A 19,407-nucleotide genomic window follows, 5' to 3' on the forward strand; every position below is an offset into this window, starting at 1 on the left:
CAAGATGAAGTTTTCCGAAGCGTGGCTGCGCGAGTGGGTCTCTCCTCAGCTCGATACCCAGGCCCTGGCGGATGCCATCACCATGGCCGGCCTGGAGGTCGATGCGATCGAGCCGGTCGGGGCGGTTTTCACGGGCGTCGTGGTCGCGGAAGTGGTGGCCAAGGCGCCGCATCCGGACGCCGACAAGCTCAACGTCTGCCAGGTTCAGGACGGCAGTGGCGAGCCGGTTCAGGTGGTGTGCGGCGCGCCCAATGTCGCCGTGGGCCAGAAGGTGCCGTTCGCCCGGGTCGGCGCGGTGCTGCCCGAGGATTTCAAGATCAAGCGCGCCAAGCTGCGCGGGGTCGAGTCCCACGGCATGATCTGCTCCGCCTCGGAGCTGGGGCTGGAGGAGGGGCACTCCGAGGGGATCTACGTGCTGCCCGCGGACGCGCCGGTCGGCAAGGACTTCCGTGCCTGGATGACGCTGGACGACAGCACCATCGACGTCGACCTGACCCCCAACCGTGGCGACTGTCTCAGTCTGCGCGGTATCGCCCGTGAAGTTGGCTGCGTTACCGCGACCCGGGTGGTGGAGCCAAATATCGCGCCGGTGGTGGCGCGCAGCAATGCCCAGTTCCCGGTTACGGTGAGCGACGAAGCGGGCTGCCCGCGCTATCTCGGCCGGGTCATCCGTGATGTCGACCTGAGCGCGCAGACGCCGCTGTGGATGCGTGAACGCCTGCGCCGCAGCGGTATTCGCAGCATCGATCCGGCGGTCGATGTCACCAACTACGTGATGCTCGAGCTGGGACAGCCGATGCATGCCTTCGATCTCGACGTGCTCGAAGGGGGCATCGAGGTGCGCCGGGCCCACGACGGCGAGCGGTTGACCCTGCTCGACGGTCAGGAGGTAGTGCTGGATGGCACCACCCTGGTGATCGCCGACCAGACCAAGGCGCTGGCGATCGCCGGTGTCATGGGGGGCGAAGATAGCGGCGTCGGCGCCGAGACGCGTCATCTGTTCCTCGAGGCCGCCTTCTTCGCGCCGCTTGCGGTCTCGGGCAAGGCGCGTGAATTCGGACTACACACTGATGCCTCCCACCGCTTCGAGCGCGGCGTCGACCCGGACATCACTCGTCCGGCGATGGAGCGTGCCACCGAGCTGCTGCTGGCGATCGTCGGTGGCACCCCGGGCCCGATCTCCGAGGTGCGCAAGCCGGCGCACCTGCCCCAGCGTGACGACGTCGCGCTGAGCCGCGAACGCCTCGCCGCCTGCCTCGACGTACGCCTGCCCGACGAGGAAATCCAGCGTATCTTCCGCGGCCTGGGCATCACCGCGTCGGCGCCCGGCGACCGTTGGCGGGTGCAGATCCCGAGCTGGCGTTTCGATATCGCCATCGAGGAGGATCTGATCGAGGAGCTGGCGCGTGTCCACGGCTACAACCGGCTGCCCGTACGCCGGCCCCAGGCGCGACTGAGCCTGAAGCCGGCCGACGAGGCGCTGCAGCCGCTGCGCCGGGTGCGCCGCCATCTGGTCTCGCGTGGCTATCAGGAGGCGGTGACCTACAGCTTCGTCTCCCCCGAGCTGCAGTCGCTGCTGCTGCCGGAAGCGGTATCGCCGACCCTGGCCAACCCTATCTCCAGCGATATGTCGGTGATGCGTCACAGCCTCTTCCCGGGGCTGCTCAAGGCGCTGACGCACAACCTCAACCGTCAACAGCAGCGGGTGCGCCTGTTCGAGACCGGGCTGGTGTTCCAGGGCGAGCTCGATGCGCTGACGCAGACGCCGATGATTGGCGGTCTGGTGTGCGGTAGTCGCGACGTCGAGGGCTGGGCCGCCGGGCGTGAGAGCGTCGACTTCTTCGATCTCAAGGGCGACCTCGAAAGCCTGCTGGCGCTCGGCGGCTGCGCCGACGAGTGGCAGTTCGTCGCCGCCAGCCATCCCGCGCTGCATCCGGGGCGTACCGCCGAGCTCTATCGGGGTGGCCAGGCCCAGGGCTGGATCGGTGCGCTGCACCCGTCGATCCGGGCGCAGTTGGGCATCAAGCCGGAGGTCTATCTGTTCGAAGTCGCCCAGCAGGCGGTGCTCGAAGGGCGGATCGCGGCCTTCCAGCCGCTGTCGCGCTATCCGGAGGTGCGTCGCGATCTGGCCTTCGTGGTCGATGCCGAGGTAGGCGTGGCACCGCTGCTGGAAGCGATCCGGGCACGTGCCGGTGAGTGGCTCACCCAGTGGCAGCTGTTCGATGTCTACCAGGGGCAGGGGGTTGCCGAGGGGCACAAGAGCATCGCCCTGGGCTTGACCTGGCAGCATCCTTCGCGCACTCTCAATGACGATGAAATCAATCAGTTAATTGCAGCCGTGGTGGACGAAGCCGAGTCCCGTTTCGGTGCCAGGCTGCGCAGTTGATCTGTCGTCCTGTGCGAAGGAGCGATCATGGGAGCGCTGACCAAGGCTGAACTCGCCGAGCACCTGCATACGGAGCTCGGCTTCTCCAAGCGGGAAGCCAAGTACATGGTGGAGACGTTCTTCGAGGAGATTCGTGGCTGCCTACGCGAAAACGAGCAGGTGAAGCTGTCGGGGTTCGGCAACTTCGATCTGCGCGACAAGCGCGAGCGGCCGGGACGCAACCCGAAGACGGGCGAGGAGATACCGATCTCCGCCCGGCGCGTGGTCACCTTTCGACCTGGGCAGAAGCTCAAGGCCAAGGTCGAAAGCTTCGACGGCGAGCTGCAGGACCCCTGAGCAGGGCTCTCACTTCCAAGACCGCCTGCCGGCGACCCCGGCGGGCGGTCTTGCGTTGAGACGGCGTCGGATGAGCCGCCCCGGGCGGGTGTGCTAAGCTCGCGCCCACGGCGGGCGGCGGCTGGTTGCCCGTGCTTTTCACCCATTCTAGACCTAACCCATATGCCCAGACTGAAGATCTACGTTGGAACCGTCTACGGCGGCGCACTCGATGTCGCCGAGCAAATCTCGCCGCTGTTCGAGCAGGCCGGCTACGAGGTCGCCGTGATCGAGCAGCCGACGCTGGCCGATCTGGTCGACGACCGCCCCGATCTGGCACTGTTCTGCCTCTCGACCACCGGCAGTGGGGATTTCCCCGGCGACTTCGTCGCCTTCGTGCGTGCCTTGAAGGAGACACCGCCGGCGCTGAACGGGTTGCGCTACGGCCTGATCGCGCTGGGCGACAGCTCCTATGGCGACACCTTCTGTGGCTCCGGCCGCGCGCTCGACGAGATCCTTGCCGATCTCGGCGCGCAGCGTCTGGGTGAACGCCTGGAGATCGATGCCATGGAGACCTTCATGGCGGATGACGCCGCGCTGCCCTGGGCCGAGGCGTGGATCGCCGAGCAGGGGCTGAGTGCATGAGTGACACCACCACCTCCGCGCGGGCGCTGACTGCGACCCGCTTCAGTACGCTGCTGGGACTCTGGCTGGTGATGCTGCTCTCGCTGCCACGCTACTGGCTGCTCGGTGATCAGACGCGCCTGGCCCTGCTGGGCGCCTTCGTGGTGGCGGTGAGCGTGGCGCTGGCGGCAATCTGGCGGCTGATGTCGACGGCGGAGCGCGGCCGCTGCCCGCGGGCGATCCGTCATCTGCTGATCTGCCTGGTGGCGGGGCTGATAGTGGTGGCCGGCTGGCATCTATTCAGCGCGGCCGGCGTGGTCTGGGCGGTGACGCTCTCTCAGGGTATGGCGCTGGGGCTGGTGCTGCACGTGGTGCTGCGGCTATGGCGGCGTCGCGGAGAGTAGTAGTACGAAAGGGCGCAGGCGCCAGCTGAGACACCAAAGCCAACGGGCGACGGGGAGATCCCCGTCGCCCGTTGGCGTTCATGGCCTTCTGCCCGCGCGGTGTGTGCCGCGCGGGCGCTGACTCAGTTCGGCGCGGCCAGCGTATAGCAGGGCACGTATTCGCTACCTGGTAACTTCATGCGCCCCTGGGCCACGAAGGAGGTGAGCAGGGCATCTAGGCGCTCCATCAGCTCGGGCTCGGCATGCAGGCGGAACGGGCCATGTTCGGCGATCGCGCGCACCCCCGGCTCCTTGACGTTGCCGGCGACGATCCCCGAGAACGCCCGGCGCAGGTTGGCGGCCAGCTCGTGACGCGGCTGGTCGCGATGCAGCGCCAGGCCCGCCATGGCCTGATGGGTCGGTTCGAACGTCTGCTGGAAGCCGCGCTCGATATTGAGACGCCAGTTGAAATAGAAGGCGTCGTTCTGAGTGCGGCGGAATTCGGCGACATCGTCGATGCCGTGGCGCATCTCGCGGGCGACGCTGATCGGGTCGTCGACGATGATGCGGTAGTGACGACGCACCGACTCACCCAGCGTATAGCAGAGAAACTCGTCGATGCGCTGGAAGTAGTCGCTGGCGCTGGCCGGCCCGGTCAGGATCACCGGGAAGGGGATGTCGCGGTTGTCCGGGTGCATCAGGATGCCGAGCAGATAGAGAATCTCCTCGGCGGTGCCGACCCCGCCGGGAAACACCACGATGCCGTGACCCACGCGCACGAAGGCCTCGAGGCGCTTCTCGATGTCCGGCATGATCACCAGCTCGTTGACGATCGGGTTGGGCGACTCCGCGGCGATGATGCCGGGTTCGGAGATGCCCAGATAGCGACCGCCGCGCCGGCGCTGCTTGGCGTGGGCCAGGTTGGCGCCCTTCATCGGGCCCTTCATGGCCCCGGGACCACAGCCGGTGCAGATGTCGAGTTCACGCAAGCCCAGGTGGTAGCCCACCGCCTTGGTGTAGTCGTACTCCTCGCGGCTGATCGAGTGGCCGCCCCAGCACACCACCATGCTCGGCTCGTGGGCGGTACGCAGGGCGCTGGCGTTGCGCAGAATATGGAATACCGCGTTGGTGGCGCCCTCGTTGGTGTCGAGGTCGAAGCGCGGGTTGTTCTGGATCTCGTTGTAGACGTAGACGATGTCGCGCAGGACCGAGGAGAGCTGCTCACGGATGCCGCGGATCATGCGGCCGTCGACGAAGGCGCAAGCCGGGGCGTTGGAGAGCTTCAGGCGGATGCCGCGATCCTGCTGCAGCACCTCGATATCGAAGTCGTGATACGCCTGCATCACCGCCAGACCATCGTCGGTGGGGGTGTCGCAGTTGAGGATCGCCAGCGCGCAGCGCCGCAGCAGGTCATGCAGACCGCTGCCCGACGTGTCGCGCAGGCGATTGACTTCGGATTGGGAGAGAACTTCGAGGCTTCCTTCGGGGGAGACGATGGTGGAGAGCGTCTCGGGCATGGCCGTTTCCTTGCACAGAGAGCGCCCGCCGGGGCGGGCGACATGAGGGATTATTGGGGAGTACGGTCGACGGCGCGCTGCCACAGTGCGGCGATCTGCGCGCGGTCGGCGTCGCTCATACCGTCCTGGGCGAAAGTGCTCTCGAGCCACTGCCAGTAGGTGGCGTCGAAATCTTCCGCCACTACCTCGGCAGGGTCGTAGTCGGCCATCTCCTGGACCAGGCCGATCTGCGGAATCATGTAGCCGAGAGCGAACAGGTCGTTCTCCGCGGCGTTCTCTTCCATCTCGAGCAGGGTGCGCTGGACGGCCTGGGCGCGTTGCGCGAAGGGATCTGACATAGGGCTCTGAACTATCCAAAAAAGGGGATTACGCATGCTAACACGGGTGTTGGAGCGGCGCAGTGACGCCGGCGGCGGTGCGTCTCGGGGTATAAATTGCTATGATGATTCAGAGGCCATGATAACAATCAGCCGTTATCCAGCCACGGTGGCGCGACGTTCTCGCGCGCCTCGACTCTCTTCTGCCCTGCCCGCGTGAGTGAATCGCGTTTTCCATGTTCAACGCCCAGTATTTTCGTACCTTCATGATGCTCGTCGAAACCGGCAGCTTCACCCAGACCGCGGGCAAGCTCGACATGACCCAACCCGGGGTCAGTCAGCATGTGCGCAAGCTCGAGGAGTACCTCGGGCGCTCGCTGCTCAACCGCCAGGGGCGCAAGTTCTCGCTGACCGATGCCGGCCGCCGCGCTTACGACTATGCGGTCAAGCTGTTCGCCGAGCACGAGCATTTTCGCCACTCGCTGGACGACGACTCCCCTGACAGCGGCGAGTGCCGTATCGCCTCGCCGGGCAGCGTGGGGCTGATGTTCTATCCGTTCCTGCTCGGCTATCAGCAGATGCACCCGGGACTCACGGTCAACTACAGCTTCGCCTTCAATCACGAGATCGCCGCCGACGTGCTGGCGGGGCGCTACGACGTGGGCATCGTCACCGAGGTGGGCAAGCAGCCGGATCTGCACTTCGAGGCGTGGCACCAGGAGCCGCTGTGCCTGGTGGTGCCGGCGGATTTCTCCGGTACCACCTTCGCCGAGCTGCAGGCGCTGGGCTTCGTCAACTACACCGACGGCAATACCAACGCCAGTCTGGTGCTGCGCAACAACTTCGGCGGTGAATTCCGCAGCATGACGCATTTGCCGCGTCAGGGATTCACCAACGAAGTGGGGCAGGTGCTGGACGCGGTCGCCCGCGGCCTGGGCTTCACCGTGGTCTCGCGGCCGGTGCTGGAGACCTCGCCCTGGCAGCGTCAGGTACGTGAGCTGCCGCTGGCGCAACCGGTCTATGACACCCTCTATCTGGTCAGCCGTAGTGACGTCGAGCTGCCCAAGCGCTACCGGCAGCTGCTCGAGACCTTCCGTCAGCAGCGCCTCAATTCGCTCTATGGCTACAGCGAGCTGCCGTCTCTGGAGGACGCCTGACAGGGTGTCCAGCGAGAAGAGATGTCTCGCTAGAAGACAGCGCGCATAGCCCGACATCGGTTCGATGGGTTCCCCAGACAAGGCAACGGCCGCTCGATGAGCGGCCGTTGCTTTTTCACGCGTGCCTCTTATGAGCCTGTCGCTTTTGCGCGTATCTCAGACGGCGTCGCGGTAAGCGTCCATCGGCGGACAGCTGCAGATCAGGTTGCGGTCGCCGAAGACGTTGTCGACCCGATTGACCGCCGGCCAGTACTTGGCTTCCCGCGAGGCCTGGGAGGGGAAGGCGCCGAGTTCGCGGGAGTAGGCGCGCTCCCAGTGTTCGGCGGCCAGGTCGGCCATGGTGTGGGGGGCCATCACCAGCGGGTTGTCATCCTTGGGCCAGGTGCCGTCCTCGACCTGGGCGATCTCCTCGCGAATCGCGATCATGGCGTCGCAGAAACGGTCGATCTCATAGCGCGACTCGGACTCGGTCGGCTCGACCATCAGCGTGCCGGCGACCGGGAAGGACATGGTCGGGGCGTGGAAGCCGTAATCCATCAGGCGCTTGGCGATATCCTCCTCGCCGATTCCCGACGCCGCCTTGAGCGGGCGAATGTCGAGGATGCACTCGTGGGCCACGGTGCCATTGGCGCCGCGATAGAGCACCGGGTAGTGGCGTTCGAGCCGCTTGGCGATGTAGTTGGCGTTGAGGATCGCCAGCTCGGTCGCCTCGCGCAGCCCGCGCGCGCCCATCATCTTGATGTAGGCCCACGAGATCGGCAGGATCGAGGCGCTGCCGAAGGCCGCCGCGGAGACCGCGCCGGCAGCCGGGTCGATCCCCTCCTGCGGGGTCACCACGTGGTTGGGCAGATGATGCGCCAGGTGCGCCTTGACCCCGATCGGCCCCATGCCCGGACCACCGCCGCCGTGGGGGATGCAGAACGTCTTGTGCAGGTTGAGGTGGGAGACGTCGCCGCCGTAGTCGCCGGGGCGGCAGAGGCCGACCTGGGCGTTCATGTTGGCGCCATCGATATAGACCTGGCCGCCATGCTCATGGACGATCTGACAGGCGTCGCGGACGCTCTCCTCGAACACCCCGTGGGTCGAGGGGTAGGTGAGCATGATCGCCGAGAGGCGCTCACTGTACTTCTCCGCCTTGGCCTGCAGGTCGCTCAGGTCGATGTTGCCGTCGCGGTCACACTCCACCACCACCACCTGCATCTGCGCCATCGCCGCCGAGGCCGGGTTGGTGCCGTGGGCCGAGCTGGGGATCAGGCAGATATCGCGATGGCCCTCGCCGTTGGCCTGCTGATAGCGGCGAATCGCCACCAGGCCCGCGTACTCGCCTTGGGCCCCCGAGTTCGGCTGCATCGAAATGGCATCGTAACCGGTGATCTCGACCAGAAAGTCGTTCAGTTCGGTGATCATCTGGCGGTAGCCGGCGACCTGCTCGGCGGGCGCAAACGGGTGGATGTTGGCGAACTCGGGCCAGGTGATCGGGATCATCTCGCTGGTGGCGTTGAGCTTCATGGTGCACGAACCCAGCGGGATCATCGCATGGGTCAGCGACAGGTCGCGGTTTTCCAGGCGCTTGAGATAGCGCAGCATTTCCGTCTCGCTGCGAAAGCGCTGGAAGTTGGGGTGGGTCAGGAAGTCGCTGTGGCGTGCAAGCGCCGCGGGAACGCCGGTGATCGCCTCGCGCTGGGCCTGGCGATCGAGCTCGCTCACCGAGAGGCCGTGCTCGTCGCCCAGCAGCACATCGAACAGCTCGGCCAGATCGGCCGCGGTGGTGGTATCGTTGAGACTCACGCCGACTTCGCCGTCGCCGGGATAGCGCAGGTTGAGCTCGCGGGTCAGCGCGCGCCCCTGGATGCGGTGGCTGTCGACGCCGCACAGGGTCAGGGTGTCGAACCAGCTGTCGTGCTTGAGCGCGACACCGTGCTGAGCCAGGCCCGTCGCCAGCAGCGAGGTGAGACGGTGGATGCGAGTGGCGATGGTGCGCAGCCCCTCGGCACCGTGATAGGTGGCGTAGAAGCCAGCGATGTTGGCCAGCAGCGCCTGGGCGGTACAGATGTTGGAGGTCGCTTTCTCGCGCCGGATATGCTGTTCGCGGGTCTGCATCGCCATGCGCAGTGCCGGGCGGCCACGGCTGTCCTTGGAGACGCCGATCACGCGTCCCGGCAGCGAGCGCTTGAGCGCATCGCTGGCGGCGAAGTAGGCCGCGTGCGGACCGCCGTAGCCCATCGGCACGCCGAAGCGCTGGGAGTTGCCGAGCACGATATCGGCGCCCATCTCGCCCGGCGGCTTGAGCAGCACCAGGCTCATCAGGTCGGCGGCGACGCAGGTCATGATCTGACGCTCGCCGGCGGCCGCGATCAGTGCTTCGAGATCCGCCGGGACTTCACCATCGACCCCGGGATACTGCAGCAGGGCTCCGAACACTTCCTCCTCGGCCAGGCGCGCACGCGGGGCGACCACCAACTCGAAGCCGAGATAGGCCGCCCGCGTGCGCAGCACGTCGAGGGTCTGCGGAAGCACGTCGTCGGCGACGAAGAAGCGTTCGCTCTTGTTCTTCTTGTTGGCGCGTCGGCACAGCGCCATTGCCTCGGCGGCGGCGGTCGCCTCGTCGAGCAGCGAGGCGTTGGCGATCGCCATGCCGGTCAGGTCCATCACCATCTGCTGGAAGTTGAGCAGGCCTTCGAGACGCCCCTGGGCGATCTCCGGCTGATACGGCGTGTAGGCGGTGTACCAGCCCGGATTCTCGAGCACGTTGCGCTGGATCACCGGCGGCAGATGAGTGGGGTAGTAGCCTTGGCCGATGTAGCTCTTGAATACCCGATTCTGACGCGCCAGGCCCTTGAGATAGTCGAGCGCCTCCGCCTCACCCTTGGGGCCGTCCAGCGCCAGTTCCCGCTTCAGGCGGATGCCCTGGGGCACGGTCTGCTCGATCAGCGTCGGCAGCGAGGTCATGCCGAGCGTCTTGAGCATAGCGGTGACGTCTTCACCGCTCGGGCCGTTGTGGCGCTTGAGGAAATCGTCGTGGTTGGCCAGCTCGGCCAGGGTGCGGGTATCGGTAGGCATGGTGCGTCCAGCGGATCGGCGGTGGGAGAGGGGCCACCCGGCGGGGCGGGTGGCCGCGACTGGGGCTAGTGGGTCAGTCGTCCTGATCTGCCTCGGCGGCGACCAGGTCCGCGTAGGCCTCGGCGGAGAGCAGTGACTCCAGCTCACCCTGATCGGCCAGCTTGAGCTTGAGAATCCAGCCATCGCTGTAGGGCGAGTCGTTGACGGTCTCGGGGGCATCCTCGAGCGTTTCGTTGACCTCGAGAATTTCACCGGCCAGCGGCGCGTAGAGGTCGGAGGCCGCCTTGACCGACTCGATGACGCCGAATTCGTCACCGGCGTCGAGGTTCTTGCCTGGCTCGGGCAGTTCGACGAAGACGACGTCGCCCAGTGCTTCCTGAGCGTGGTCGGTGATGCCGACAGTGACGCTGCCGTCGCCGTTGTCCAGCACCCATTCGTGGCTATCGGTATAGAGCAGGTTGTTGGGGATATCGCTCATGAGGGTTTCCTATAAGAAACGTGTTTCGGCACAAGAGACTCTGGCGAGCATTATGCATCAATGTTTCGTCAATTGGCATAGGCCCGCGATCGCTGTGATCACGATCGCCGTCGCCACGTCATAGGTTGGGGCGAGAAGGCGCCGGCGTCCAGTGGCAACCGCCCGCTAGAGCCGCGGGTCGCGCCACTGGCGGCTTGCGCCTGCCGACTTCGCGGCGTGGCGGTGGTCGAAAGAGGCGGTGGTGGGGCGCATGCCTCAGCGCTCGTGCGCCTGGCGGTCGAGAGACGCGTTTCTGATCGACGCTTATGTTTCTTATTGGAAACAAGAACGCTTTTCGCGCCTCACCTTTTCGCATAAGGTTAGCCACATCCTCAGTGTCGTCGCTGCTGCACTTCCGATCCGCCACGGGTCTGATTGTGAAGTCGCAGTACAATCCTCTATCGTTGCAGGGTTTTTTCGACACAAGCGTCTGGCAGGTCGCGCCACGACTGGCCGTCGGGGCGCTGGGCAATAACAATCTCAACAGGGGGTTGCCATGGAACTTTTGACCAATATCTTCGGATCCATCAACGGGGTCGTGTGGGGCCCGTTGATGCTGATACTGCTGTTCGGGGTGGGGATCTATCTCCAGCTGGGCCTCAAGCTGCTGCCGATCCGCAAGCTCGGGCTCGGCTTCAGTCTGCTCTGGCAGGGGCGTCGGAGCGCCGACGACGACCGCAACGATGGCGAGATCTCGCCGTTCAATGCGCTGATGACCGCGCTCTCGGCGACCATCGGCACGGGCAATATCGCCGGCGTGGCGACGGCGATCGCGCTCGGCGGCCCCGGGGCGGTGTTCTGGATGTGGCTCACCGCGCTGGTCGGCATGGCGACCAAGTTTTCGGAGGCGGTGCTGGCGGTGCGCTACCGCGAGACCGACTCCCAGGGTAACCATGTCGGCGGGCCGATGTACTATATTCGTAACGGTCTCGGCCGACGCTGGGCGTGGCTCGGCGGGCTGTTCGCCTTCTTCGGCGCGGTGGCGGCGTTCGGCATCGGCAATACGGTGCAGGCCAACTCGGTGGCGGATGCGTTGACCACCTCCTTCGGGGTGCCGGCGTGGCTGACCGGGGTGATCATCATGCTGCTGGCGGGTGCCGTGATCCTGGGCGGTATCAAGCGCATCTCCCAGGTCGCGGGCAAGCTGGTACCGCTGATGGCGGTGGCCTACGTGGTTTCGGGGCTGATCATCCTGGTCATCAACGTCGATCAGATCGGCAACGCTTTCGCGCTGATCTTCAATCACGCCTTCAATCCGATCGCCGCCACCGGCGGTTTCGCCGGCGCTGCCGTGGCCGCAGCGATCCGTTTCGGCGTGGCCCGGGGCATCTTCTCCAACGAAGCGGGCCTGGGTAGTGCGCCGATCGCCCACGCTGCGGCCCAGACCCGCAACCCGGTGCGCCAGGGGCTGATCGCGATGCTCGGCACCTTCATCGACACTCTGGTGGTGTGCACCATGACCGCGCTGGTGATTCTCACCTCGACCCACTGGCTGGACGGCGAGAGCGGTGCCGGCTTGACCTCGCTCTCCTTCGACAGCGCGCTACCGGGGGTGGGCCAGCACGTGGTCGCCATCGCGCTGGCGGTCTTCGCCTTCACCACCATCCTCGGCTGGTCGTTCTATGGCGAGAAGTGCTTCCAGTATCTGTTCGGCGACAAGCCGATCATGCTCTACCGTATCGTCTTCGTGCTCGCGGTGCCGGTGGGGGCCATGGCCAAGCTGGATTTCATCTGGCTGGTGGCGGACACCTTCAACGCCATGATGGCGATTCCCAACCTGATCGCGCTGGCACTGCTGTCACCGGTAGTGTTCAAGCTGACCCGCGATCACTTCGCCGGCAAGACGGTGCTGCCGGGCGAGGATCTCGAACGCCACCGCGACTGATGCCGCGGGCCGCTGCCTCGCGTAGCGGCCCTGTGGCACGGTTTCCTTCTCGACCCGATCTGGAGAATCCTCATGTCCGACCTCAAACAGACACCGCTTCACGCCCTGCATCAAGAGCTGGGTGGCAAGATGGTGCCCTTCGCCGGCTACAGCATGCCGGTCCAGTTCCCCCTCGGGGTCAAGAAGGAGCACGAGCACACCCGTCAAGCCTGCGGCCTGTTCGACGTCTCCCACATGGGCCAGGTGCGGGTGAGCGGGCCGTCGCCGGCGCAGGCGATGGAGACGCTGGTGTGTGCGGACGTGGTGGGTATCCCCGAGGGCGGTCAGCGCTATGCGCTGTTCACCAACAGTGAGGGGGGCATCCTCGACGACATGATGATCGTCAACCAGGGGGATGCGCTCTACGTGGTGGTCAACGCGGCCTGCAAGGATGCGGACGTGGCGCTGATGCGGGTCGGTCTGGGTACCGAGCACGAGGTGGAGGTGCTCGACCGCGCGCTGCTGGCGCTGCAGGGGCCGCAGGCGAGCCAGGTGATGGATCGGCTGTGCCCCGCGGCCTGCGAACTCAGCTTCATGCAGCATGGACGTTTCGAGGTCGACGGTGACACTCTGTGGATCAGCCGCAGCGGTTACACCGGAGAGGACGGCTTCGAAATCTCGGTCGCCGCCGAGGCTGCCGAAAAGCTGGCGCGCTGGTTCCTGGCGCAGACAGAGGTGGCGCCGATCGGCCTGGGGGCGCGCGATTCGCTGCGCCTGGAGGCAGGGCTATGCCTCTATGGCCACGATATCGACGCCACCACTACGCCGGTGGAGGCGAGCCTCGCCTGGGCGGTGGGCAAGGCGCGCCGGATAGGCGGCGAGCGCGAAGCGGGCTTCCCCGGTGCGGATATCATCCTGCACCAGATGCAGGCCAAGGATCACCGGCGCAAGCGGGTCGGGCTGGTCGGCGAAGGGCGGGCGCCGGTACGCGAAGGGTGCGCGCTCTACGATGCCGACGACAACGCCGTCGGCGAGGTCACCTCCGGCAGCTTCGGCCCCAGTGTCGGGGCGCCGGTGGCCATGGCTTACGTCAAGCCCGAGGTGGCACAGCTTGAGACCACGCTCTACGCCGACGTGCGCGGCAAACGCTTGCCGATGCGCGTCAGCCGGATGCCGTTCGTCGAGGCCAACTATCAGCGCTGAGCGCTGGCGGTCAGGCTGAGCCACGATGGCGCCTCGCCCTATTTATACCGTTATCTTATTTGGTCGCGGATAACCTTTCGAAGCCTCCCATTCGGGAGGCTTTTTTGGTTTCCAGGATAAGCACGCAGGGTAACAGGCCGGGGTGTCAGCGCGGCTCGGCTATCGCTGCTCATGATGAGGCGTGTTGAATCGGCTCAGCCGTGGACGCGGCGAAAGGTGAGGCTGATACGCGGACCGGGGATCGCCCGTGGGGCCAGGGCATGCTGCCAGCGGGACTGAACGCCGGGGCCCATCAGCAGCAGGCTGCCGTGGGGCAGCCAGACGTTGAACGCCCGCCGCCCGGGGCCACGGCGACGCTCACGGAAGCGTAGCGGGCGCTCGGCCCCGAGCGAAACCGCGGCGACGATCGGGTCCGGACCCAGCTCCGGCTCGTCGTCGCTGTGCCAGCCCATGCGCTGCTGACCGTCGTGATAGCGGTTGAGCAGCACACTGTTGAACTCGGTGGTCGGCAGTGCGGCCTGGGCCAGGGCTTGCTGCACCCGCGTGGCCAGTTCGGCCACCGCCGGGTGCCAGGCTGTCGGCACCAGCTGGCTGCCGGAGTAGCGGTAGCTGGCTTCGGGATCACCCATCCAGCACTGGGCGCGGGGGATGACATGGTCGCGCCCGTAGACACGGATGGCCGGGCTCTCCCACGCGACCTCGTGAAGCAGTGTCTCGAGCAGCGCGCTGGCCGCCGCCGGGGCGATGAAGGCGTCCAGTCGGGCCAGCAGCGGCTCGGTCTTGAGCCACTGCCACGCCTCGCGGGATGTGGCGCCGGGGCTCAAAGCGGGGGGAAGATCAACACAGCCAGTGCCTGGCTCGACCAGGCGAGCCCGGCGCCGATCAGGCCACCGATCAGCACATCGCTGAGGTAGTGCAGCCCCAGTATCACGCGTGAGGCGGCGATCAGACAGGCCAGGGGGAAGACCACCGGCAGCAGGCTGGGTGTGGTGGTGGCGGTGAGCAGGGTGAACATCACCGCATGCAGGGTGTGTCCGCTGGGGAAGCTGTAGCGGTCCACCGGCGGCATGCTGCAGCGAATGGTCGAGAAGGTGATGTAGGGGCGCTCGCGGCACAGGCGGGTCTTGAGCAGTCGGTAGAGCAGGGCGGCGACCGCGGTGGTCAGCCCCCAGTAGACAGCGATCAGCCAGCCACGGGCACCGTGCCATAGCGGTTGGCACAGGCACAGCAGCACCCATGCCGGCCAGTCGCCCAGCCGGCTGACCAGCCGGAACAGCCATAGCGTCGGCGAGTGGCGCGAGAGCTCGGCGAAGCGGTGGCTGAGCCGGCTCTCGAAGCGATCGAGACGTTCAAACGTGAGACGTGTAGTGCGCGGCAGCATGCTGTGGCCTCTGGACCTGGATCATGTGGGCGAGAAAGCGATCACCGATGTTGGCCCAGCTCAGTGCGGCGGCGCGTTGCCGCGCCTGCCGGCCGAGCCGAGCGTAGAGGGCCGGCTGGCCGCTCAGCTGACTGGCGGCTTGGATGAAGCCATGGCGATCGTCGGCGGCGATCAGGCGCCCATCGACGCCATCGGTGATCAGTTCCTGGGCGGCGGCGTGCTCGAAGGCGATCACGGCCAGGCCGCTGGCCATGGCCTCGGGCACGACGTTGCCGAAGGTCTCGGAGAGCGAGGGGAAGACGAACAGGTCCGCGCTGGCATAGTGTGCCGCCAGCGCCTCGCCGGTCTGAAAACCGGTGAAGATCGCCTCCGGCAGACGTCGCGCGAGTGTCTTGCGTGCCGGGCCGTCGCCCACCAGAACCTGGGTCAGGGCGGGGTTGCTGCGCTGCATCGCCGCCATGCTGTCGGCGAGCAGCTCGATGTTCTTTTCCGAGGCGAGGCGGCCCACGTAGAGCGCCACCGGCTGGTGCGGGCCGACGCCCCACTGGCGACGCAGCTCGGCGCTGCGTTTCTCGGGCGTGTAGCGGCGCGCATCGACGCCGCGGGCGAGCACCGAGACGCGCTGGTAGCCCTGGCGTTCGAGGTGCTGGCGCTGGGCCTGGGTGGGCACCAGGGTGGCTTCGCAGCGATTGTGGAAATAACGCAGGCCGCGCCGGGCGATGGGGATGCTCCAGCCTAGATGATAGTTGCCGGCGTACTGGTCGAAATTGGTGTGAAAACCGCTGACCACGGGGATCTGCAGATCGCGGGCGGCGTTGAGTGCCGACCAGCCGAGCGGTCCCTCGGTGGCGATATAGAGCGCATCGGGGCGCTCCTCGCGCCACAGCTTCAACAGTCGCCGCCGACACGGCAAGCCGATATGCACGTCGGCATAGATCGGCAGCGACATGCCCCTGACATGCACATCGCGTTCGGCCAACTGGTCACGCTCGCCGCCGACCGGCTGCGGGCGGATCACCTGCAGAGTGACGCCCTTGGCGACGAGGTGGTTGGCCAGGTGGCGCAGCGTGTGCGCCACCCCGTTGACTTCCGGAGACCAGGTTTCGCTGACCAGGGCTATCCGCATCACGATCACTCCCTTGCACGGCGCACGACCGCGTTGGCGGCGCGTGCGACCGTGTTGACCCTTCCTAGATCCTGCGTATCGGCAGTGACGTCAATGCGTCAAAGCGATGACGGTTCCATGACAAACCCCGTTGTCGATCAGCGTAGCACGCGCGCGGGATCGATGGGTTTGCCGCCATGACGTAGATCGAACAGCAGATGGTAGTTATTGGCGTTGTCATCGTGGGCGATGTCGCACACCGGATCGCCGCGGTTCACGCTCTGGCCCTCGCTCACCAGCAGTTTGCTGCAGAAGGCGTAGACGCTCTGCATGTTGTCGGCGTGGTGCAGGATCACCACCTGGCCGAGCTGACGCATGCCGCTGGCGAAGCGCACCTTGCCGGCGTTGGTCGCCTTGGCCTGGGCGGGCGCGGTGGTGGCGAGCAGCATCGGTTGCAGCGTGCCGTTGGCATCGCGACCGAAGGGGCGCGCGATGCGGTAATCGGACAGTGGCCATGCCCAGCCGTGCGCCGAGCGCGGCAGTGGGCCCGGGTCGGGCAGACTGCGGCGCGCGGCTGGGGCGCTGGTACGCGCGCCGCTGCTGCGACTGCCGGCACTGCTCAGTGGCACCTGAATCAGCTGGCCCACGGCGAGATTGCTCGGGTCGAGCCCCGGGTTGGCGGTCTGAACCCGCTGCGGGTCGGCGCCGAAGTAGCGAGCGATGCCGTAGAGCGTATCACCACGGCGCACCTGATAGCGGTAGGGGCCGCCACCGGGGGCGCGCTCCTGGCGCGAGGGCAGCATCAGGCGCTGGCCCACCGCCAGGCGACGTGCATCGACGCCGGGGTTGAAGCGCTGCAGACGCAGCAGCGGAATGTCCGCCTGACTGGCGATCTTGCCCAGGGTGTCGCCGCGCTGGACCGTGATCCAGCCGGGGCCGGCGCGACCGTTGCCACCCCCACCGCTGGCGCAGCCGCCGAGCAGCAGGATCAGGGCCAGGAGTAGGAGGAGAGCGCCGCGTCTTTTTCCTGCCACAGGGTGTTGAGCCATGAATAGAAACGTTCCTTGTATTGGGCATCGTCGTAACGGCCCTCGAGCATCCAGTTCGGTCGGTCGAGGCGTCTGACCACCAGCGCGATCTGACCCTCGCGGCCGCACAGGAAGTCCCAGAAGTCGGGTTGCTGGCGCCGGTAGTGCAGGGTGGCGTCGAGAATGCCGTCGAGGCGTTCACCGAGCAGCCCGATCACCTGCGCCACGCCGCCGGCCTTGGGGCGCAGCAGATGCTCGAACGGGCTCGACTGGGCCTGGCGCTTGGCCGCGGTGAAGCGGGTGCCCTCGACGAAGTTGTAGATCGTCATCGGCATCTCGCGGGCGTGGTCGCACATGCGCTGGGTCGCCTGACGGTCGCGCTCGGCGAGTCTGGGGTTGCGCGCCAGGCGCTCGCGGCTATAGCGGCGCATGAACGGGAACTCCAGCGCCCACCAGGCGAGACCGACGATAGGCACCAGGATCAGCTCGCGCTTGAGGAAGAACTTGGGCATCGGCAGGCGCCCGGTGAGCACGTAGAGCATGACGATGATATCGGTCCAGCTGCGGTGGTTGGCGATCACCAGCCACCACTGTGCCGGCGAGAGGCCCTCTGGCAGCTCGTGGTGAATGCGCGGGCGCAACCAGAGGCGGATCCAGACGTTGTTGGTGCGAATCCAGGCCAGGGCGAGCCAATGCAGCCCGCCGAGCACGTGGAGTCGCGCCCGACGCGTGGGCGTGACCAGCTTGACCGCGGTGAGCGCGATCAGCGGGGTGCCCCAGAACAGGGTGTTGGCGATCAACAGCAGTACGCTGACGAGCCCCTTGAGGGTCGACATGCCATGCTCCATCAAAGACTTGGGGCAATGTTACTGGAATGTCGTCGAACTGCACAGATGACCATGGCGGTGTCCGGGTCAAGGGTCAAAATCGTCATGCCATCGGGGTGAGCGAGTGCCGAAAAACTGATCAATCCGAGCGCGATGCCGAGAGGCTCGGCGAGCGTCGCGGCAGGCCACCGGAAATGCACAGCGTTATCCACAGAAGATGTGAATAATTCGTGGCACGCCGCGCCGGGTGGCGTTCGCGAGTCGGAATAGGGTAGGCAAGTTGTTAGAATGCCGCTCCTTTTGCTTCTGCCTCACCCCGCGTGCGGCGGGATGCAGCTCGCCGGCCGTCGATGGTCGCGTGCCGCCATCGCGCCGTCTCGTCATCTATCGGAGGACGTCTTGCGCTCACTGCCTGCGACACTGCCCATTCTGTTCCTGTGCGAGATCAGTTTCCTGCTCGGCCACGGCCTGATCATGACGCTGCTCGGCGTGCGTATGTCGCTCGAGTCGTTTCCGTCACAGATGGCGGGGTTGTTGATGTCCTGCTTCTCGCTGGGTTTCGTCGCCGGTAGCTACTGGCTCGAGAAGCGCATCCGCAGCGTCGGGCATATCCGTGTCTTCGCCGCCTGCGCGGCGCTGCTCGCGGCGACCGCGATTCTCCACGGCCTGTGGGTCAACCCCTGGGCCTGGCTGGTGTGGCGGCTGTTCGGCGGTGCGGCGACCGCCGGCCTGCTGATGGTGATGGAGTCGTGGGTCTCGGGGGAGTCGACCAACGAGAACCGCGGCCGGGTGCTCGGCTGGTATCTGGTGATCTCGACCCTGTCGCTGGCTGGCGGTCAGTGGATGCTCAATGCCGCCGACCCTGGCACCTTCGTGCTGTTCTCGGTCGCCGGCATTCTGTTCGCACTGTCACTGGTGCCGCTTTCGATCCACCGTATTCACGGCCCGCTGCGCGGTCAGCACAGCGCGGCGGCGAAGATCTCGCTGGCCCAGCTGTTCAAGCGCGCCCCGGTGGGCCTGACCGGGGCCTTCGTCGCCGGGCTGATGGTCCAGGCGTTTTTCGCCATGACGCCTTTCTATGGTCAGGAGATTGGCCTGAGCACCGGCCAGACCGCCCAGTTCATGTCGATCACCACGCTGGTGGCGCTGGTCGCCCAGTGGACCCTTGGCCGGGTCTCGGACCGCTTCGATCGGCGCAAGGTGATTCTGTGCATGGCGATCGTGATGACGATCTCCGGGATACTGATCACCTTCGCCGCGCGCTCCAGCTTCTGGCTGCTGGTGTTCGTGGCCAGTTTCCACACCGCCATGCTGCACACACTCTATTCGTTGAGCCTGGCCCACACCCACGACTGGCTGGAGCCGGAGGAGACGATCCAGGCCAATGGCAAGATCCTGATGTGCTACGGCGTGGGCTCGGTGATCGGCCCATTCAGCGCCTCGCTGCTGATGGATATCGCGGGGCCCGATGGGCTGTGGTACTTCCTCGGCGCTGCGGCCCTGTCACTGGCGGCGTTCATTCTCTATCGCCTGTGGCGGCGCGAGCCGGTCAAGACGCCGCAGGAGCAGGAGCCCTACACGCCGATGGTGCCGCTGGTGGAGTCGACCCACTACATCAACGAGCTCGATCCGCGCCATGGACCGATCCAGTACGAGCTCGACCTCGACGGTCACGATTGGGAAGCCGGGCCAGACAGGGAGGCGGCCTGAGCCGGGTGGCCGG

At 66.3% G+C, this 19,407-nt stretch carries 17 protein-coding genes; 8 read left to right on the top strand and 9 right to left on the bottom strand.

Annotated features, from left to right (window positions below; all coding sequences use genetic code 11):
* Positions 1–4: 4 nt before the first annotated feature.
* The 4 genes from pheT to J0A90_RS01040 all read left to right on the top strand — a co-directional run bounded on the left by pheT (position 5) and on the right by J0A90_RS01040 (position 3,729).
* Entirely contained in the window at positions 5–2,386 is a 2,382-nt protein-coding gene (gene pheT, locus J0A90_RS01025) for a phenylalanine--tRNA ligase subunit beta (protein WP_207035427.1), read from the top strand.
* A gap of 27 nt (positions 2,387–2,413) precedes the next feature.
* Complete coding sequence (ihfA, locus tag J0A90_RS01030; RefSeq protein ID WP_035470927.1) at positions 2,414–2,722, top strand: integration host factor subunit alpha; 309 nt, start codon at positions 2,414–2,416, stop codon at positions 2,720–2,722.
* 162 nt (positions 2,723–2,884) lie between these two features.
* Positions 2,885–3,346, top strand: coding sequence for a flavodoxin domain-containing protein (locus tag J0A90_RS01035; protein WP_207035429.1), 462 nt, complete (start codon positions 2,885–2,887; stop codon positions 3,344–3,346).
* Positions 3,343–3,729 (top strand): hypothetical protein, encoded by a 387-nt coding sequence (locus J0A90_RS01040; RefSeq protein ID WP_207035431.1) that lies wholly within the window; start codon positions 3,343–3,345, stop codon positions 3,727–3,729. Before J0A90_RS01035 ends, J0A90_RS01040 begins: the two co-directional genes overlap by 4 nt.
* 122 nt (positions 3,730–3,851) lie before the next feature.
* Here J0A90_RS01040 and ppnN read toward each other — a convergent pair whose 3' ends face one another.
* Together ppnN and J0A90_RS01050 are read right to left on the bottom strand one after the other, a co-directional pair.
* Positions 3,852–5,225 (bottom strand): nucleotide 5'-monophosphate nucleosidase PpnN, encoded by a 1,374-nt coding sequence (gene ppnN, locus J0A90_RS01045; RefSeq protein ID WP_207035433.1) that lies wholly within the window; start codon positions 5,223–5,225, stop codon positions 3,852–3,854.
* Positions 5,226–5,275: 50 nt separating this feature from the next.
* Positions 5,276–5,563 (bottom strand): YfcL family protein, encoded by a 288-nt coding sequence (locus J0A90_RS01050; protein ID WP_207035435.1) that lies wholly within the window; start codon positions 5,561–5,563, stop codon positions 5,276–5,278.
* Positions 5,564–5,778: 215 nt separating this feature from the next.
* On the opposite strand from J0A90_RS01050, the gene J0A90_RS01055 reads away from it, so the two are divergent.
* Entirely contained in the window at positions 5,779–6,699 is a 921-nt protein-coding gene (locus J0A90_RS01055; RefSeq protein ID WP_207035437.1) for a LysR family transcriptional regulator, read from the top strand.
* 156 nt (positions 6,700–6,855) lie between these two features.
* Here J0A90_RS01055 and gcvP read toward each other — a convergent pair whose 3' ends face one another.
* Together gcvP and gcvH are read right to left on the bottom strand one after the other, a co-directional pair.
* Entirely contained in the window at positions 6,856–9,759 is a 2,904-nt protein-coding gene (gene gcvP, locus J0A90_RS01060) for an aminomethyl-transferring glycine dehydrogenase (protein ID WP_207035439.1), read from the bottom strand.
* A gap of 73 nt (positions 9,760–9,832) precedes the next feature.
* The gene (gene gcvH / locus J0A90_RS01065; RefSeq protein ID WP_207035442.1) at positions 9,833–10,237 is read right to left on the bottom strand and encodes a glycine cleavage system protein GcvH; all 405 of its coding nucleotides are present in this window, start codon (positions 10,235–10,237) and stop codon (positions 9,833–9,835) included.
* 535 nt (positions 10,238–10,772) lie between these two features.
* Here gcvH and J0A90_RS01070 point away from each other — a divergent pair.
* Together J0A90_RS01070 and gcvT are read left to right on the top strand one after the other, a co-directional pair.
* On the top strand, positions 10,773–12,161 hold the full coding sequence (locus tag J0A90_RS01070) for a sodium:alanine symporter family protein (RefSeq protein WP_207035444.1): 1,389 nt from the start codon (positions 10,773–10,775) through the stop codon (positions 12,159–12,161).
* 72 nt (positions 12,162–12,233) lie between these two features.
* Positions 12,234–13,343 carry a glycine cleavage system aminomethyltransferase GcvT gene (gene gcvT, locus J0A90_RS01075; RefSeq protein ID WP_207035446.1) on the top strand — a complete coding sequence of 370 codons (1,110 nt, stop codon included), beginning with the start codon at positions 12,234–12,236 and terminating at the stop codon, positions 13,341–13,343.
* 194 nt (positions 13,344–13,537) lie between these two features.
* On the opposite strand, the gene J0A90_RS01080 is transcribed toward gcvT, so the two are convergent.
* The 5 genes from J0A90_RS01080 to J0A90_RS01100 form a co-directional block, all read right to left on the bottom strand.
* Positions 13,538–14,167: an alpha-ketoglutarate-dependent dioxygenase AlkB gene (locus tag J0A90_RS01080; RefSeq protein WP_233076398.1), complete on the bottom strand. Its 630-nt coding sequence runs from the start codon at positions 14,165–14,167 to the stop codon at positions 13,538–13,540.
* Positions 14,164–14,724, bottom strand: coding sequence for a phosphatase PAP2 family protein (locus tag J0A90_RS01085; protein WP_207035447.1), 561 nt, complete (start codon positions 14,722–14,724; stop codon positions 14,164–14,166). Before J0A90_RS01085 ends, J0A90_RS01080 begins: the two co-directional genes overlap by 4 nt.
* A complete protein-coding gene (locus tag J0A90_RS01090) occupies positions 14,693–15,850 on the bottom strand; it encodes a glycosyltransferase family 1 protein (RefSeq protein WP_207035449.1) in 1,158 nt (385 codons plus the stop codon). The genes J0A90_RS01085 and J0A90_RS01090 overlap by 32 nt, the downstream gene beginning before the upstream one ends.
* 137 nt (positions 15,851–15,987) lie before the next feature.
* Positions 15,988–16,878 (bottom strand): M23 family metallopeptidase, encoded by an 891-nt coding sequence (locus J0A90_RS01095; protein ID WP_207035451.1) that lies wholly within the window; start codon positions 16,876–16,878, stop codon positions 15,988–15,990.
* Entirely contained in the window at positions 16,818–17,693 is an 876-nt protein-coding gene (locus tag J0A90_RS01100; protein WP_207035453.1) for an acyltransferase, read from the bottom strand. Before J0A90_RS01100 ends, J0A90_RS01095 begins: the two co-directional genes overlap by 61 nt.
* 390 nt (positions 17,694–18,083) lie before the next feature.
* Here J0A90_RS01100 and J0A90_RS01105 point away from each other — a divergent pair, with 390 nt between their 5' ends.
* Positions 18,084–19,394, top strand: coding sequence for an MFS transporter (locus J0A90_RS01105; RefSeq protein WP_207035456.1), 1,311 nt, complete (start codon positions 18,084–18,086; stop codon positions 19,392–19,394).
* Positions 19,395–19,407 lie beyond the last annotated feature (13 nt).

The organism is Salinicola sp. DM10 (genome assembly GCF_017306975.2).
GTDB lineage: Bacteria > Pseudomonadota > Gammaproteobacteria > Pseudomonadales > Halomonadaceae > Salinicola.

Bases quoted from the DNA above. Each gene is read 5' to 3' on its own strand.
- pheT (WP_207035427.1), top strand. From the start codon at position 5: ATGAAGTTTTCCGAAGCGTGGCTGCGCGAGTGGGTCTCTCCTCAGCTC.
- ihfA (WP_035470927.1), top strand. From the start codon at position 2,414: ATGGGAGCGCTGACCAAGGCTGAACTCGCCGAGCACCTGCATACGGAG.
- J0A90_RS01035 (WP_207035429.1), top strand. From the start codon at position 2,885: ATGCCCAGACTGAAGATCTACGTTGGAACCGTCTACGGCGGCGCACTC.
- J0A90_RS01040 (WP_207035431.1), top strand. From the start codon at position 3,343: ATGAGTGACACCACCACCTCCGCGCGGGCGCTGACTGCGACCCGCTTC.
- ppnN (WP_207035433.1), bottom strand. From the start codon at position 5,225: ATGCCCGAGACGCTCTCCACCATCGTCTCCCCCGAAGGAAGCCTCGAA.
- J0A90_RS01050 (WP_207035435.1), bottom strand. From the start codon at position 5,563: ATGTCAGATCCCTTCGCGCAACGCGCCCAGGCCGTCCAGCGCACCCTG.
- J0A90_RS01055 (WP_207035437.1), top strand. From the start codon at position 5,779: ATGTTCAACGCCCAGTATTTTCGTACCTTCATGATGCTCGTCGAAACC.
- gcvP (WP_207035439.1), bottom strand. From the start codon at position 9,759: ATGCCTACCGATACCCGCACCCTGGCCGAGCTGGCCAACCACGACGAT.
- gcvH (WP_207035442.1), bottom strand. From the start codon at position 10,237: ATGAGCGATATCCCCAACAACCTGCTCTATACCGATAGCCACGAATGG.
- J0A90_RS01070 (WP_207035444.1), top strand. From the start codon at position 10,773: ATGGAACTTTTGACCAATATCTTCGGATCCATCAACGGGGTCGTGTGG.
- gcvT (WP_207035446.1), top strand. From the start codon at position 12,234: ATGTCCGACCTCAAACAGACACCGCTTCACGCCCTGCATCAAGAGCTG.
- J0A90_RS01085 (WP_207035447.1), bottom strand. From the start codon at position 14,724: ATGCTGCCGCGCACTACACGTCTCACGTTTGAACGTCTCGATCGCTTC.
- J0A90_RS01090 (WP_207035449.1), bottom strand. From the start codon at position 15,850: ATGCGGATAGCCCTGGTCAGCGAAACCTGGTCTCCGGAAGTCAACGGG.
- J0A90_RS01095 (WP_207035451.1), bottom strand. From the start codon at position 16,878: ATGGCTCAACACCCTGTGGCAGGAAAAAGACGCGGCGCTCTCCTCCTA.
- J0A90_RS01100 (WP_207035453.1), bottom strand. From the start codon at position 17,693: ATGTCGACCCTCAAGGGGCTCGTCAGCGTACTGCTGTTGATCGCCAAC.